Here is a 15,719-nt window from a genome sequence, read left to right as displayed (position 1 = left end):
ATGACTCGTTTTCGGCAGATGCTGTATGTCATCGTGACGGGCCTCGTCACGGCAGGCGTGCTGACGGGCTATTACCTGTGGCACCGATCTTACGTTCAGCCTTTTTCATGCCAGGCTAATCTGGTACAGCACCATCCGGATGAGACGCTGACGGTCTGGCTGAATTACACCTTCGACGGGAAATTCGGCACCCTGAGCATGAATGGCCGGGCAAAGAGCGATCCGGGTAAAACCATCGACAGGAAAATTTCCTTTCGGGTGGAGAGAAAAGATCGCCTCTATTTGCTGACGTCAGAAAAAAATATGACGTTCCCGGACGATAATGTCGAAGACAGCTGGCTGGAAAAATATGAACCGCAATTTTTTGTCTATCCGGGCAAGAGTATTTATATGCGTATCAATGAACAACATAATGGTAACTATATCTTTACCTTAGGAACATTACCGACATATGTGTGTCGTGGTTCAAAAAAAGAATGATGTAAACGAGAAAAGCATTATATTTTCCTCCCGTCTCATTTATGCTTGATTTAAAATATCAGGATTATCTTAGAAATATAAAGTGCGACAGATCATGTTGCGATAATGTAATTAATTTTAAATTTGGCAAGTAAATGAAAACTGTATTTGACTCCTCCGATGGGGGGAAATCAGTACCGGAAAAGTGTCTGCATATTGGGTTGATATTATGGCCCCGTTATTCACTTCTGGCCGTCTCCGGGTTGCTGGAGGCGCTGCGTTATGCAGCGAAAGCGCAGGATAAATTGGCATTTAAAATCAGCCTGATAAGTGAATTTCCTGATATCCCGATTATCAGCAATGCGGGGATTATCATGAGGCCGGATTCTCCCCATGGGCCGCCGGACAGTTTTAACTACCTTGCTGTTATCGGCGGTGAATTGCAGTATCTGGACTTAGGGTATCAGGGGGATAAAGCGTATCTGGCACATGCCCACCATGCCGGGGTTCCGCTCATTGGCATTGGCACCGGCAGTTTTGTCCTCGCACAGGAAGGATTGCTGAATGAACGACGAGCGTCCATCCATCCTTTCCACCTTGATGCATTTCGGCAGGCTTTCCCGCTGGTTTATGCTGAGCAAGGGTATGATTTCATCGACGATGGCGATGTGCTGACCTGCCCGGGCGGTATTTCCACCCTGACGCTGGCAACTGAGCTTATCCGCGCCCATGCCGGGGATGATATCGCCAGCACCACCTGTCAGCGTTTGTCGCTCGTTCCGCATGAAATTGCCACCCCACGTCCGGCGAATCTTGCGCTTATCCCTGACTCGCGGTTGCGCCGCGCCGTCATGCTGATAGAACAGTTCCTGACCCGGCCGCTCACCACCGCCGGGCTTGCGCGAGAAGTGGCATTGAGTGAACGCCAGCTCAACCGTCTGTTCCACGCAGAATTCGGCAAAACGGCCCGCGAATTTATCCGCAGCGCCAGACTGCGCTATGCTTGCTGGCTGCTGAAGAACTCGCAGCAAAGCGTGACGGATATTGCGCAGCGGATGGGATTCAGCGACTGCGCGCACTTTATTCGTCATTTTCAGATGGAGTATGGCTGTACGCCTGGCGTGTGGCGCACGTCGCAGAATTAATTTTCTGAGGTGGATGTAAAATGCGGCTTATGTAGTTGCGCCATCAACTACAGATACAATCGCGCTAGAGATGAAACGCAACCTGCTTGCCAGTGGGTAGTTCCACGTTAATGCTAAGTTTTCCGCCCATCGCTTCGATGTAACGCTTAAGCGTAGCAATCTTCAGATCGTTTCCACGCTGCTCCAGCTGTGTTACCGCAGGTTGACTTACGCCCATAAGATCGGCGACATGTTTTTGCGAAAGCTGGAGCTCTTCACGCAGAAGTTGCAGACCGGTTTCGAGGAACATTTCCTCTGCCATCTCCTGAATGCGCTGTTGGCTTTCCGGTGAGCGTGACGCAATCACTTCATTTAAGGTTTTCACTTGGCTGCCTCGCTGGCAGTTGTTCGATAAAACCGAACAACTGCATTTTCGACCCGTCCACCCTTATCAGAAATGCTTCATAAGGATAATGTCTGTAAGCTCGTAGTATGCCAGAAACAGCCGCTAAGCCAGGTGGTTTGTATTTGATTTTGCGAGGCGCTTTCCAGCATGTGGAATTTGGATCGCTGCAAGCGCGTCCTCTATCTCAATAAGCTTTGCTTTCGTCCGTTTATAATCGTCCTGCAAACGCTGCTCCTGCTCGTTATACGCCACCAGAACGATGCATCCTTTCATGACCTTTACCGTGACCTGCTGTCCGGTATCAAACCCCGCCGCGCGCAGCCACTTTCCGGAAAGGATGATTCTCGGCGTAGATTTGTCGTAAACATTCGGGCGGTATCCCACAATTAACGAATGCTCGGTTCCGGATTGGTCGGTGTCTGGGGTAGAATGCGAATCAGCCATAATCAACTCCTTGATAGTTGGTGAGGTTAGACGCCCTTTAGTGCTCCAACACTGCTGGGCGTTGCAGAATTCCGAATCCATGTGGTAGGTACCACATGCAGATAAATTAACCGAAGTGGTACCTACCATGCAAGAGAAAAAGAAACCAAATTTTGACCGCACTAAGAGCACGATGAAGAATATTCGGTTCGAGGATGAGCTTTTGGAGCAGATTGAGAAGGCTGCGGGGAAAGGGAACTTTAGTAAGTGGGTCAAAGAGGCTTGTAGGCTTAGGCTTTTGAGTAAGTAGCAATCAAAACTTTTTTGATAGCGGTAAGGAATAATTAAATGATAAGTTTGAAATGCATAGTCCGAACTTATCATTTGTAAACATTATGAAATAAAACTTTATTAATTTATTTTTAACCGAATCTGCTTTTAAATTTTTGCGAACTAACTTTTCGTTGCATTTTACCATTGCAATTAGGACACAAATGTTGTTTCTCTCCATCTATTTTCCATGTGTAGTATTTTCTCTTGAAATAAGTATGGCAGATATCACATTGTCTTGGTTTTAATATGGCAACAAGTATTGCTATTAAAATTACAGCACCTACAATCCATTCCATAACAGCTTCCCTAGAATATTATTTCAAAATAAAGGAAAGGATAACACTCAATACTAAAATCAATAAGTGATCATGTTCACATAAGGGAACTGCAAGGTGGGACGATTTAATGTTGGACGTGTTTTTATTAAAAGAGTGGACATTTTTGGCGGAGATCACAGGAGTCGCATTTGGTGGTTAATCATGTTGAATTTATTGATTATTTTACGATGTGCTTTACTGACATGCCCCCGATTATGCCCCCACATGTTTTTCCTTAATGATCAGTTGGCTGATTTATGAGCGTTTCAAGCCAAGGTTGAACTGTGCCCGATGAACATCCAAAGATGTTATCCAAGGTTCTTGATCCTGCCAGGAGAAACCCTTCTGGTCAATGCGCACAAGCTCGAATCGTTCCACAAGGAAATTAACAGCATCAGTAAGATTCACTCCAGCCTCTATATGTTCCTGAATCGTCGTATCGTTACTGAACGGTGTATCGTTGATCGTGAGGCCGTAATGATGCTCTAAAATATACGTTAATAGTTTTTGCCAAACTTGGACAGGAGACAGGCGTGACGAAACCGTCACCGTTGCCGGTACAGTTGAAATATGCATGAGTTGAGTCCCTGATAAAAGAAGAGGAAGGTGTTATCTGGTTAGAGCTGACTGGGGATATATGGCAATGTAAACGTAACCATGAGAGCCGAGAGTGTCAGCTTCACAAGTAAGTCCGTTGTGATGCCGTGTGACGCAGTGCTGGCTGCGAGGATCAAGCTCGCCAGCCGTCAGCATCCGCTCAAGCTGTTTCATCATCAGTGGAAATGCCTGGTCCAGACGCAAAGCTTCATCGTCAGTGAATGAGCCATTAAATCCTGCCCGGTCAGCCAGAAAGTATAGGCGGTTGCCTTCCTGTACCAGGCGAGCGCCAAAGCATGGCGTGATATTACGTTTTAAACCCCACTGAAGGCAGGATGCGTTCTCCGCCGATGTGCCGGATAAGGTGGTCGACTGCATTAGTATATTCCTTAATGACTGAGTGGGTTGATTAGTTCACTGTCACGCTGCGCAGAATGGCGTACGGGCCTGCCCGGCCCTGACGACGTTCAACAAAAACAGCGAGAACGCCGCTGATATCCTGAACTTCACGTCCGTAGTAATGGCAGACACTGCCATGCCACTGGTAGTGACCTGTACAGAAGGCAGATAACTTGGATTCGGGATGCTGACGATAAATATGCATCGCCTGGCGCTTACTGATGATTTTCATTCTGCACCTCATAACAAGCCACATTCAGCAAAAGACACCACTTCGTTCCCGACCACAAGATGATCCAGCACACGCACTTCCACCAGAGCCAAGGCTTTAGCAATTCGCTGAGTGACATGTTTATCCTGCTGGCTGATTTCTGTCGTGCCGGACGGGTGGTTATGCGCCAAAATGACCGCAGCAGCGTTATGTTTCAGGGCTGATTTAACCACTTCGCGGGGATGCACTTCGGTATGGCTGAGCGTGCCGGTAAACAGTGTTTCTCGCTCCAGCAGGCAATGCTGATTGTCGAGATACATTACGATGAAGACTTCCCGCTCCAAGTGAGCCATCTGCAGTTGCAGCCAGGTTTTTGTAAGGCTGGCAGAGGTAAATGACTCACTCGGTTGACGCTGGTATTTCTCCAGCAGACGTAATGCTCGCTGGATGACTCGCTGTTCGTTCGCAGGAAATACCGGGGATAAATTGATCGTAGACATGGTTGCTCCTTAGAAAGAAAAGCCCTTCCGAATCTTCGGAAAGGCGTTAAGGGAAAATAGTGGAAGAGATCATGAAGCAAGCTGCAGCATATTCTCAGCCATCACCCAGAGGGCCCGGTTGAGCTTCACATCACCGTCAATACCTTTCACTGCTCGGGTATGGGCGCGCTTTCCTTTGGTTGTTCTCCCCGATAGCCCGCCTTTAATCAGGTTTTCCTGAATGCGCTGATAAGTGGTCCACAGGTCGTTACTCTCATCCTGCCAGCGGCGTGGGGAAAGTATCTGCGTCTCTGTCACCGGTTGGTGCTCCTCGCCGAAGCGATATGTCAGCGCCGCTTTCGCCATAGCCTGCTGAGCGGGCGGCGGCAACAAAAGCGACTGCATGGCATCGCGTTTCTCATCTACGCGGTCAAATATTCTCAGTACTTCGTAGGCCCCTTCGATGACTTTCTCTACTACGTTGCCTTTATGCGGCACGCGTACTTCGCCAAAACTCTCACCGCAAATCAGCCCATTTTGGCAAACTGCTCTGAATAACCCCGGTAGCATCTGATATGAGCTGGAGCCGTCGTGGCTGTTCAGCAGAATAATTTCGGGAACCTGTTTGCCAGTAATCTGGCCTTCACGACGCAGGCGCAGCATGTGCTTCGTATGCTCTCGTTTGCTCTGGTCGCGGACTCTGGTTTGACACGCGAAGAATGGCTGGAAGCCTTCGCGTTGCAAGTTATCGAGAAGGGTAATTGTCGGGATGTAGGTATAGCGATCACTACGGGATTCATGCTTTTCTTCGCTGAAGACACTGGGCACATAATGAGCCAGTTCGTCGCGAGTTAACGGGCGGTCACGACGAACCAGGTTGACTGCACCAAAGCGACTGACTAAACGGGTCATAGTTGGTTCCTTTTAAAACGGGCATAAAAGCCACTCCAGTAGAGTGGCATTGGATGGAAGATAAAATGTTCAGGGAGAGGCTGGTGGCTGACTCTGCTGTGGCGAGAGTTCTCTGTCAGGTAATGCCGGTGAAATTAGCTTTTCGGCCTGGTGATGTTGTAATCGCTGCAGAATAAAGGGTTTACTGTATTGGAAGTATCGAAGACACCATTTGTATTTAACGACTCGCCTTATGTTCAGAGGTAAGCATTCATACGCTTTGCTGCACACCGATAAAACAAAGGCATCATCATTGATTCTGTCCTCTACTATTGCAGCCAGCCCTTTGATAAAGGAACGCTTCAGCTTTTGTCGAGAGCTAGCTTCCAGGTGGGTTTCGAAAGGTGATAGTACGTCTGGTACAGGTGTTAGAACACAAACCGTTTTGCCTGATTGGGACTTTTCAGGCAAGCGTGGCGAGTTTTTTTATGAGTCTTATCAGGCTATAGGTCATCAGGCTGGCTCCCATTGTCTGGCATATGACCGACTTACTTCTCAGCAGAGTGAGGCCTGTGACGCTGAAAACAACGGGCCAGGTCAGCCCAAATGATTCTGCATCTGGCGTTGTATCGTCCGGGGATTTTTTAGTTTTCATAGGTTGATCCAAAAGGCGTCCGGTATCGCAGGAAGCTAATACCGGACTGGAAGAGTAATTAGGGGAGATCGACTGAGGCTATTTCCTCAGAAGCGTTTGTAGGACCACTGTAAACGCCGACATATTCATTTTGAGGGAAGATAATTACTGCATTTTTCTTCGGATCAAAAGAGCAACCACTTAATCCTGCAATTGCAGCGGTTTTCCCAGTGCTTGTGTTTTTGACAATCAGTTTGTTGTCTGCACAGTTGCTGGCTTTAACAAAACTCACCACATAACCGTCCTGCTCTGCGACGGTTTCAGCGGTCGTTGATTTTGGCTCAGAGTTAAGTTCTTTCTGCCCGCTTGCCCGATCGCTGCTATAAGGAATATATTGCGCAGCATCATTCCGCATGGTCGGTGGATCATTGTTCAGACCAAGATATACAGGACAACTGGAGGCACCCACCTCGCAGCTCTTTTCGACGATAGCACGTGACGGCCAGCCTTTTGTGCCGATGTAGGCAGCACCGGTTTCATCAAGGCAGTAGGTTTCCTCCCATGAGTAATTTTTATTCTGACTCGGCATAGTGCGGGCCGTTACGAGACAAGTCAGAGCCTTAACTGGTTTACTGTCGTAGCGGATAAAGTTCTGTTCAAGGGGTGATGATGCGTACAGCAAAGGAGATATGTTCGCAACAGCAGCCTTGCTCTGTGCCTCAGCGCTAAAACCAACTTTATTGTTGAGTTTTACGCTGACTGCCGCATCGTTCATTTCGCGAAGCATTTCACCGCCTCTATCTGTTAGAAAGAATGTGTATCGCTCTGGGTGGATATTACCGGGAATTGTGATGGCAAAACTTAGGGCCGGAAATGAAAGCACTGAGATAATAAATAAGCGAGAAATAAATTCTGTCATGATGACACCCTGAGGACGTTTGTCATTGGCTCTGCTGGACGTATCTGAACTCCAGCAACGAGTAGCTAAAACAGCAAACTGTGCTGTTTTGAGAAATAGGCGAAGAAGGTGCTTAACGGCTGATGCAGTCCTGCCAGGTTACCTCTTTCAGCGCTTCCTGAAGACCTTCGGTTTTGAACGGTTTGGACAATAGTTTCTTGGCTTCAGTGATTTCCAGCACTCCTTCATCACTGGTGTTTTTGAGCGCCATAAATGCAGCTTCGCCTAATTGATAGTGGGTTGAGTTGATGATCAACCCTGGCTTTTTCAGACCTGCCCCAGAAGAAATGGAATAGTTCTTTGCTGGGACGCTGTAGGTGATGCCCAGGTGGCCTCCGATGCAAGTGAAGGTAATGCGCTCACCAACATCATTGTCGGCATTAATACCAAATTCCATTCCGCTGGTATTACCAAACCAGTTACCCCACTGCTGTTCCTGAATGGTCGCGTGCGCAGCGGTGGTGAACAAAGTTGCACTGAGAAAGAGTGCAGAAGTGACCTTAAACATAGAGATTCCTTACTGTTGTTTTACAAACGAAAAATGGCCCTTTGCTGTACAAAAGGCCACCTGATCGTATGCATTTGAGAGAGAATGGGATAATCGTTACTACAGATCAGTTCCCTGGAATCGATCGTTATATTCTATTGATAAAGCGATCAATCCTTCTCTATTAATAGCTAAAAGCTATCACTGCTTGAGTATCGATCGGTGCAATAGATCAATGTGAAGAAGCCGTGCCAGTAATACATACTGGCACGGCTTCATGTGGGTAATATAGATGTGAAATGATCTGGAATACTTTCAAGGAACTTTTATTGGGTAATTTATACAAAGTTATAAGTTCACCAGTTGCCCACAGACTAATTAATCTCCTGTAATTTATTTCTGATTATTTTTATTTTTTTTCTTTTACGGGTAAGGTATGTATCCCTGGCACGCTTAAACTGGTTATATAGTTCGGGTTCCAAGAAAGTTCCTCCAACATAGAAAATCCAGACTGCATGGATAGCTAAATATGTTTCTCTTGGCGTCGATGGCTGAATGATCTCAAATGCATCATGCCAGCCAATTCTGTTAATACTGGATAGAGAACTGCCGTTTTCCGGAGAAAGGTCTATGGTTTTGTAACTCACCTTTTTTATGCCACTTTCATGCTCTGAACTCTTGTCATTATCGGCGTCATTGTTAGCTGATTTATTGTAATCCTCCTGTGCCGTACTTTCTGACATATTCTTATTGCAGATGCCATCTTTGTCATCAGCAGAACATATTGAGAGTGAATAATCTTCACCAGATAATTTAATGCCTCCCTCTGGCGCTTCTGTGCCTTGAATGTAAACGCGCTTCCTCATGGATGGTTTATTTTTCATATAGTCCCAGGCCCACTGGCATAGACCTGTATTTTCCACGGGGATATTTAACTTACGTTTTGCTTTAAACTTAACATCCCATTGAGACCTTATGTTTTTTATAAATGACAATTTATCAATGAAGTATGATGGAACTAGATCCATGAAATACAGGATAGAGTTATAACGTTCTTTGTGTGATGCGGGATGTACATGCAGCGAGTTTATTTCTGAAAGAAAAGGTTCTGATGCAATTGCATGCTGAATATTTTGGCTAAAATTATCAAGACCTGATAGGCCAACCAGAGAATGGACATTACTAAATTTTTGTGGCGCAACCTCCTGTTGAATATTGAGCATTTCAGAAGATAGTTGAGGGTAGTGTTTTTTTATACTTAGCCAAACAAAATAACAAGCATGCTCATTTTTCCTGAACCATTCAAACTCTGATTCTGGAAGAAGTGAGTCAAGAAAAATTTCTATTTTTCCTTCATAATGAAGTATAGCGTCAAGGACACCTGAATAATAGTCGCTGACAACTTCAGATAATAGTAAAGAGGCATCCCGTATATTCATTCGGTAAATTGAATTTATTCTTTTCATGTTTTTTAGAGGTGAGGAACGGTAGCGATCGATCATAGATTTATTTTCCATTACAAACCAATAAAAAACGGATAGTTCTCTTTTCGTTTTTATTTTTAGTCTGTAATCCTCATTCTTTCCTTTGCTTAAACTCATCTTTTACCTCTTTGAATGCCGGACTCAATTTACAGCATATCCATTATTTTTATACTGATACTAGATGTAGTGTATCACGTAGTCAATAAGTAGATTTTTCGTAGTTTTTTTGTAGTGTTTTTTTTGATGAAAGGTCCAGTATTACTGACAAATTACATAGAAAGTGGCTTTTTTTAGACAGGGATGTAAGGAGAGTTTCCTTATCGCAATAGTGAAAGGCCGTAACCTGTCCCTGCATGCTTTCAGTAATGACTCTTCAACCACTATGGAGACTCTCCATAGAAATGTAAATCCATACATACCTGACCTATCCATTTGAAAGGATGCCGCCCGGCGTCCTCATGTTAAATTCTTTTGGAGAAGTCATGAAAGAGATTGATATTTATAAAGACCGGTTCGTTGATATGGTTTTCATTACCGAACTGACCAATCTGTCTGATAAGTGGTTTTATAAAATGGCACAACAAGGGAAATTTCCAAAACCTGTAAAGTTTGGCCGCAGTTCCCGCTGGATTGAACGTGAAGTAAAAGAATGGTTAGAAGCCCGCATTAATGACTCGAGAGTATAAAGAAAATTAAAGATAGTGATAAAAAGGTCACTAACTTTACACCATGCTTTTATACTTCCGTACCTTGTTGCACATGGGTTTTATGTGATTTATAAAGGCGGTTTATTTATTATTGTATTTAATTCATTATGAATTATTCATTAATGTACTCAATCATCAAACAATATCACTCCATTTAAACACTTTATACCCATCTCATTGAGGTGTTATACACTTATACTTTGTTATCACACAGACACTACCTCTGATATAACTATTCATACTGAATATTAGATAAAGACACTCATCCAATAACCACACTAATACATTGCCGGTCAGTAATGGCTGACCGGTCTCAGAGAAATACATTATGGCCTTACCAGAATCATTCCTGTTATCTCATGCTGAATATCACATTGAGAATAACACTCCCTATGTCACCATATCCGATGACAATGAATTCAGATTCAGATTAGAACAACTGGACAGTTGTCTTAAAACTATCAGCAGAGGACGTAAGTTACCTTTCGCTATTCTGTATAACCGTTCAGGATACAAAGAGAGTGCTGAGTCAGTCACCATTCTTGATGCTATCCGTTATCTCAATATGTTGCCACAAGATGCAATGAAAGTACGAATAGCTAATCCACGTATAGCTACCTTCCAGCGTTTATTTACTAGCACCGATTTATATTCGCGTGTCCATAACGGGAAAATAGCAGGGGCAGACACTGTTACCACAGCAGAAATGCTGAATAAGCTGATACAGGATTACCGGTTTACTGTGAGCCAGGCAGGATTTAAAAAAGCATGCAGAAAGTACCAGAGGGCTTCGGTTAAAAATCTGAAGGGAGTGATGAATTACATCAGACATCTGCAGGAGCGTCATTCCCGGCTGCTGGTCTTGCGGGTTGATTTATCATGGGCAAATGAGCACAAAGCTGATATCACTGCTGATGATGCCCGTAAGCACCGTCAGCAGCTGTTTCGCAATATGCAAAAGAATCCAATCTTTCGCCATGTCCTCGGGACGGTATGGAAACTGGAATATGGCCCACAACGTAAATTTCATTACCACATGCTATTTATCTTAAATGGTAATAAGGCACAACAGGATGGCGTGATTGCTCATGCTTTCGGGAGATATTGGAATGAAACTATTACTAAAGGTAAAGGCATGTTCTACAACTGCAACGCTTACAAAGAGCGTTATGAGGACTGCTGCCTCGGCAAACTGAAACGCGGTGACAATAGTAAGGACAAGGGGTTACTTAAGGCGCTAAGTTACATCACCAAAATCGATGCCTGTGCACGTCTGGTTCTTCCGGGTAATGCCAGAACCTTTGGTCGCGGAGAAGTACGTTCATTGAAAAAAAGGAAGAGAGCATAAACAGGCCGGTAAACCTAACCTGCTGAAACAGTTGGTAATGCTTCCTTCCCCCTTCTATCTACAAAGCCAGCTAACCATGTTGGCTTTTTTCATTTGTTACGGAGTTCATGATGAATTACTTCGTCTTAGCCACTCACGCCGTCACCGTAGATGGTGAATGGGTTACACCAGAATCTGTTCAACAGGTTGATTTTGATTCATTGCTTTGTATTTACTGCAAACTGCAGATCGGTGTTCAGTTTGATCCTCTGACATCTACAAGAACGTTTGTGCACATACTGAGGCATATCAACAATGTTGCTCGGCTTAAAACATGTCGATTTAACAAGCTCCAAACAGTACCAGAACAAACCTCGCCAAAAACTATCCCACCTCCAGAAATGCGCCTTCTACCTACTAACACGACGATACGGCAATGGCGATGCTGCTGGTGCGATACTCACTGGCATGGGGACAAGGTTTGTCCGAAATGTCGCGACTTGATTTATGTGTTAGACGTTTAAGAGACAGTTTCGGTCGTTAGAGTTCGTAGGTTAAATCTGAGCGTGCCGACATCTACCATTGCCCCTCTTTTACCAGGAAAGTAAATTAGATATATTTCTACAATTCCGGAAATATAGAAACGAGATGCAAATGGAACTTTCAAAAGCAGCAGACACCCTGAAAGAGCTGGGACATCCTACACGACTGAGCGTGTACAGAGAGCTGGTTAAAGCCGGACATGAAGGTTTACCGGTTGGCGAACTGCAGAAACGGCTCGACATCCCTGCCTCTACGCTGAGCCATCATCTCTCATCGCTGATATCAGTTTCTCTGGTACGCCAGGAACGTCAGGGCAGAACGCTTTTTTGCCATGCTCGATATGAAAATCTTGACGCTCTGATTGCCTTCCTGACGGAAGAATGCTGCTCAGGAACTGACGACTGCCTCACCATGCCCCAGAAGACGGAGAAGTAAAATGACAGGTGATCTTAAGAATGTTGATTCGGGTTTGTTCGACACCTCAATCACAGAGGCAAGATTCGGCGTTCCTGCCGTTCCCCATCCTCCACGTATCCTCATGTTGTACGGCTCTGTACGCGAACGTTCCTACAGCCGACTGGCAACTGAGGAAGCTGCAAGGCTGCTGACCGCCATGGGTGCAGAAGTGCGGATCTTCAATCCTTCTGGCTTGCCTCTTCCTGATGATGCGCCTGACTCGCATCCTAAAGTCATGGAACTGCGCGAGCTGGTTCGTTGGTCCGAAGGGATGGTGTGGTGTTCCCCTGAACGCCATGGTGCGATGACCGGCATCATGAAGGCCCAGATTGATTGGATACCGTTATCAGAAGGTGCAGTTCGCCCTTCACAGGGTAAGACACTGGCCGTTATGCAGGTCTGCGGTGGCTCTCAGTCTTTCAATGCCGTAAACCAGATGCGCATTCTTGGCCGCTGGATGCGGATGATCACCATCCCGAATCAGTCCTCTGTCGCAAAAGCCTGGCAGGAGTTTGATGAAGATGGACGCATGAAGCCGTCGTCTTATTACGACCGGATCGTGGATGTGATGGAAGAACTGGTGAAATTTACTCTGCTGACCAGAGGTAGCTCAGCCTATCTCGTTGATCGCTACAGCGAACGAAAAGAGTCTGCAGAAGAACTTTCCCGGCGGGTTAATCAGAGCAAAATTTGAGGGCTGGTATGAGTGATGTAACAGCATTCAACAACTGCATGAGCGTGTTCTGGCGGCAACATGAAGCCGAACTCTCTCGCTTTCTGACATCAAAGACTGGCGATAGCGAAAAAGCAGCAGACCTTCTGCAAGAGCTATTCCTGCGTGCCCGCGCTCATTCAGACAGTTTCTGCGAGATGGATAATCCGCGAGCCTGGCTGTACCGGGCGTCGAGGAATCTGCTGATTGATGAGTACCGCACCACCAGGGAGTTTGTTGATCTGGAAGAAGATGCCCCATTAACAGACGCATCCCCTGATGCAATCTCAACGCTGGATATCTGCCTGCCTGAAACATTACAGGCTTTATCCGAAGATGATCGGTGGTTGATTGAAGAGTCCGACCTTAACCGGCGTCCCCAGCAGTCTCTGGCCGATGAACTGGGAATTACGCTTACGGCGTTTAAATCCCGTTTGCTTCGGGCCAGAAAGCACCTGAAAGAAACGATGACAGAACTTTGTCAGATTGAGGCGGATGACACGTCTCCCGTCTGCTGCCACAAAAAAATGAATTAATCGCGCATCTTTTTCCCACCACCTTCGTTTACCTCAGTGTAAAGCCAAATGACTAAACACAGAGGTAAACAGTCCATGTCAAAAATTGAGATCTTTGAAGCTGCAGGCTGCTGCGCAACCAGTAGCGTTGTGGTCAGTGACGAAGCCGTCAAATGGAACGCCAGCGCCGAATGGGCGAAAAAAAATGGCGTTGATATTCAGCGCTACAGCCTCGCGAAGAATCCGCAGCAGTTCCTGAATACGCCTGTCATCAAAGAGTTCCTGAACAAATCAGGGATGGAATCCCTTCCTGTCACCTTACTTGACGGCAAGCTGGTAATGGCAGGCAAACTGCCGACTCGTGAAGATATCGCCCGTTGGGCCGGTATTCAGCTTCCTCAGGACTGGAGTGAAGACAGCGCGCAACCAAGCTGCTGCTGCATTCCACGTATGCCTTAATTCCAGAGGAGCTATCGCTGATGAATATGCCATTTTTAAAAGACATTCCCCCGTTCATCTTCTTCACCGGTAAAGGTGGCGTGGGTAAAACATCCCTCGCTTGTGCTACTGCGGTGTGGCTGGCCGATCAGGGTAAGAGAACGCTTCTGGTGAGTACCGATCCGGCTTCCAATGTCGGTCAGGTATTTAGCCAGACTATCGGCCACCGAATAACAGATATCAGTACCGTCCAAAATCTTGCGGCGATGGAAGTTGACCCGATGGCTGCAGCACAAGCCTATCGTGACCGAGTGCTCGACCCTGTTCGCGGGCTGATGCCTGCCGATGTAGTCAGCAGTATTGAAGAGCAACTCTCCGGTTCTTGTACTACGGAAATCGCGGCATTTGATGAGTTTACTGGTCTTCTTACCAACCATGAGTTGCGGGAAAAGTATGACCATATCGTATTTGATACCGCGCCAACCGGCCACACTATCCGCATGCTTGAGTTGTCGGGGGCCTGGAGCGGTTATCTCGAAGCGAACCCTGATGCCGCCGCTAACCTCGGGCCGCTGGTGGGGCTGGAGAAACAACAGCACCAGTACTCAGACGCGGTTAAGGCTCTCTCTGATGCTGCACTCACGCGTCTGGTTCTGGTTGCCCGTGCCCAGGTTTCGACACTTAAAGAGGTTTCCCATACGCATGATGAGCTGTCTGCTATCGGTTTGCAGCATCAACACCTTGCCATTAATGGTGTCTTGCCACCATTTGTGGGTGAGAATGATCCGCTGGCGCAAAGTATTTTGGCTCGGGAGGGAAAAGCACTACTTGCTATGCCAGAGAATCTGGCGAACCTTCCCCGCTCGCAGCTGTTTCTGAAGCCATTTAATCTGGTCGGTCTCGAAACCCTGCGTGAGTTATTTACAGAGAGCGAAGCCTCGATGTCTCTCCCAACTACCACGCTAAATACTCTGGATTTACCGAAACTTGCCTCGCTGGTGGATGAACTCAGCCTGACAGGTAAAGGTCTGGTCATGACGATGGGTAAAGGCGGTGTGGGCAAAACGACTGTTGCGGCATCGGTGGCGGTATCTCTGGCAAAACGCGGCCATAAAGTCCATCTGACGACGTCAGATCCGGCAGCACATCTGTCTTACACGCTGGATGGCTCGCTACCAAACCTTCAGGTCAGCCGTATTGACCCGAAAGTAGAGACTGAACGTTATCGTCGCTTTGTTCTGGAAAATCAGGGGAAAGGGTTAGATGCAGAAGGGCTAGCGGTGCTGGAGGAAGATCTCCGCTCTCCCTGTACTGAAGAGATCGCCGTCTTCCAGGCATTCTCGCGGATAATCAAAGAGGCAGACGACCATTTTGTCATTATGGACACTGCGCCAACGGGCCATACGCTTCTGCTACTGGATGCAACAGGAGCCTATCACCGGGAAATGGTGCGTCAGATGGGGCAAACACATGACCATGTGATGACACCAATGATGCAATTGCAGGACCCGGAGAAGACGAAGGTGATTATCGTGACGCTTGCCGAAACGACACCTGTACTGGAAGCAGCAAACCTGCAGCAAGATTTGCGTCGGGCTGAAATTGAGCCATGGGCATGGGTAATTAATAGCAGTCTGGCTGCTGCGAAACCGTCCTCACCGTTCCTCGTAACCCGAGCGAGTCGCGAACTGTCATTGATAAATGACATTACAGAGCAACATGCAAAGCGTATTGCATTAACACCACTGCAGAACGAAGAACCAGTGGGTGCAGCTCTGCTGGCAAAAATGGCAGACTAATAGATGGGGCTGCGGCCCCA

The 15,719-nt window shown here is 46.6% G+C and carries 22 protein-coding genes; 11 read left to right on the top strand and 11 right to left on the bottom strand.

All coding sequences use genetic code 11. The features are described from left to right. Together INF86_RS12100 and INF86_RS12095 are read left to right on the top strand one after the other, a co-directional pair. Window positions 1-480, top strand: a complete 480-nt coding sequence (locus INF86_RS12100) for a hypothetical protein (RefSeq protein WP_022646606.1) — start codon at window positions 1-3, stop codon at window positions 478-480. A gap of 242 nt (window positions 481-722) precedes the next feature. Then, window positions 723-1,604 carry a GlxA family transcriptional regulator gene (locus tag INF86_RS12095; protein WP_193132330.1) on the top strand — a complete coding sequence of 294 codons (882 nt, stop codon included), beginning with the start codon at window positions 723-725 and terminating at the stop codon, window positions 1,602-1,604. A gap of 64 nt (window positions 1,605-1,668) precedes the next feature. On the opposite strand, the gene INF86_RS12090 is transcribed toward INF86_RS12095, so the two are convergent. Both INF86_RS12090 and INF86_RS12085 read right to left on the bottom strand, forming a co-directional pair. After that, window positions 1,669-1,968: an XRE family transcriptional regulator gene (locus INF86_RS12090; RefSeq protein ID WP_023299004.1), complete on the bottom strand. Its 300-nt coding sequence runs from the start codon at window positions 1,966-1,968 to the stop codon at window positions 1,669-1,671. A gap of 123 nt (window positions 1,969-2,091) precedes the next feature. Beyond that, a complete protein-coding gene (locus INF86_RS12085; RefSeq protein WP_063150631.1) occupies window positions 2,092-2,433 on the bottom strand; it encodes a SymE family type I addiction module toxin in 342 nt (113 codons plus the stop codon). A gap of 127 nt (window positions 2,434-2,560) precedes the next feature. Here INF86_RS12085 and INF86_RS12080 point away from each other — a divergent pair, with 127 nt between their 5' ends. Next, window positions 2,561-2,722, top strand: coding sequence for a YlcI/YnfO family protein (locus tag INF86_RS12080; protein ID WP_064720300.1), 162 nt, complete (start codon window positions 2,561-2,563; stop codon window positions 2,720-2,722). Window positions 2,723-2,834: 112 nt separating this feature from the next. Here INF86_RS12080 and INF86_RS12075 read toward each other — a convergent pair whose 3' ends face one another. From INF86_RS12075 to INF86_RS12035, 9 genes are all read right to left on the bottom strand, one after another. Further along, window positions 2,835-3,041: a hypothetical protein gene (locus tag INF86_RS12075; RefSeq protein WP_071788007.1), complete on the bottom strand. Its 207-nt coding sequence runs from the start codon at window positions 3,039-3,041 to the stop codon at window positions 2,835-2,837. A 276-nt stretch (window positions 3,042-3,317) separates the two neighbouring features. Further along, entirely contained in the window at window positions 3,318-3,638 is a 321-nt protein-coding gene (locus INF86_RS12070) for a TA system toxin CbtA family protein (RefSeq protein ID WP_023305176.1), read from the bottom strand. 33 nt (window positions 3,639-3,671) lie between these two features. Further along, complete coding sequence (locus INF86_RS12065; protein ID WP_032660963.1) at window positions 3,672-4,037, bottom strand: type IV toxin-antitoxin system YeeU family antitoxin; 366 nt, start codon at window positions 4,035-4,037, stop codon at window positions 3,672-3,674. A gap of 31 nt (window positions 4,038-4,068) precedes the next feature. After that, the gene (locus INF86_RS12060; RefSeq protein ID WP_023305178.1) at window positions 4,069-4,290 is read right to left on the bottom strand and encodes a DUF987 family protein; all 222 of its coding nucleotides are present in this window, start codon (window positions 4,288-4,290) and stop codon (window positions 4,069-4,071) included. Between the two features lie 8 nt (window positions 4,291-4,298). Next, a complete protein-coding gene (gene radC / locus INF86_RS12055; RefSeq protein ID WP_023305179.1) occupies window positions 4,299-4,769 on the bottom strand; it encodes a DNA repair protein RadC in 471 nt (156 codons plus the stop codon). A 69-nt stretch (window positions 4,770-4,838) separates the two neighbouring features. Next, entirely contained in the window at window positions 4,839-5,660 is an 822-nt protein-coding gene (locus INF86_RS12050) for a DUF932 domain-containing protein (RefSeq protein ID WP_023305180.1), read from the bottom strand. A 692-nt stretch (window positions 5,661-6,352) separates the two neighbouring features. Then, complete coding sequence (locus tag INF86_RS12045; RefSeq protein WP_050582604.1) at window positions 6,353-7,192, bottom strand: hypothetical protein; 840 nt, start codon at window positions 7,190-7,192, stop codon at window positions 6,353-6,355. A gap of 112 nt (window positions 7,193-7,304) precedes the next feature. After that, window positions 7,305-7,739, bottom strand: coding sequence for a hypothetical protein (locus INF86_RS12040; RefSeq protein ID WP_023305183.1), 435 nt, complete (start codon window positions 7,737-7,739; stop codon window positions 7,305-7,307). A gap of 353 nt (window positions 7,740-8,092) precedes the next feature. After that, window positions 8,093-9,319: a hypothetical protein gene (locus INF86_RS12035; protein WP_032676727.1), complete on the bottom strand. Its 1,227-nt coding sequence runs from the start codon at window positions 9,317-9,319 to the stop codon at window positions 8,093-8,095. Window positions 9,320-9,684: 365 nt separating this feature from the next. Between INF86_RS12035 and INF86_RS12030 the strand changes: the two genes are divergently transcribed. From INF86_RS12030 to arsA, 8 genes are all read left to right on the top strand, one after another. Beyond that, window positions 9,685-9,888, top strand: a complete 204-nt coding sequence (locus INF86_RS12030; protein ID WP_023305185.1) for an AlpA family transcriptional regulator — start codon at window positions 9,685-9,687, stop codon at window positions 9,886-9,888. 349 nt (window positions 9,889-10,237) lie between these two features. Further along, complete coding sequence (locus INF86_RS12025) at window positions 10,238-11,257, top strand: inovirus-type Gp2 protein (protein WP_023305186.1); 1,020 nt, start codon at window positions 10,238-10,240, stop codon at window positions 11,255-11,257. Window positions 11,258-11,364: 107 nt separating this feature from the next. Beyond that, entirely contained in the window at window positions 11,365-11,760 is a 396-nt protein-coding gene (locus tag INF86_RS22635) for a putative zinc ribbon protein (RefSeq protein ID WP_106418061.1), read from the top strand. Window positions 11,761-11,890: 130 nt separating this feature from the next. Then, the gene (locus INF86_RS12015) at window positions 11,891-12,214 is read left to right on the top strand and encodes a helix-turn-helix transcriptional regulator (protein ID WP_032660967.1); all 324 of its coding nucleotides are present in this window, start codon (window positions 11,891-11,893) and stop codon (window positions 12,212-12,214) included. 1 nt (window position 12,215) lies between these two features. Next, entirely contained in the window at window positions 12,216-12,929 is a 714-nt protein-coding gene (arsH, locus tag INF86_RS12010) for an arsenical resistance protein ArsH (protein ID WP_023305188.1), read from the top strand. Between the two features lie 8 nt (window positions 12,930-12,937). After that, window positions 12,938-13,483, top strand: a complete 546-nt coding sequence (locus INF86_RS12005; protein WP_032676726.1) for a sigma-70 family RNA polymerase sigma factor — start codon at window positions 12,938-12,940, stop codon at window positions 13,481-13,483. Between the two features lie 75 nt (window positions 13,484-13,558). Then, window positions 13,559-13,921, top strand: coding sequence for an arsenic metallochaperone ArsD family protein (locus INF86_RS12000; protein WP_032676724.1), 363 nt, complete (start codon window positions 13,559-13,561; stop codon window positions 13,919-13,921). A 20-nt stretch (window positions 13,922-13,941) separates the two neighbouring features. Next, window positions 13,942-15,699, top strand: a complete 1,758-nt coding sequence (gene arsA / locus INF86_RS11995) for an arsenical pump-driving ATPase (protein ID WP_032676723.1) — start codon at window positions 13,942-13,944, stop codon at window positions 15,697-15,699. Window positions 15,700-15,719 lie beyond the last annotated feature (20 nt).

The sequence above is a fragment of the Enterobacter cloacae complex sp. I1M genome, from assembly GCF_014982425.1.
Classification (GTDB): domain Bacteria; phylum Pseudomonadota; class Gammaproteobacteria; order Enterobacterales; family Enterobacteriaceae; genus Enterobacter; species Enterobacter intestinihominis.
This window is presented reverse-complemented; position numbering and strand designations above follow the sequence as displayed.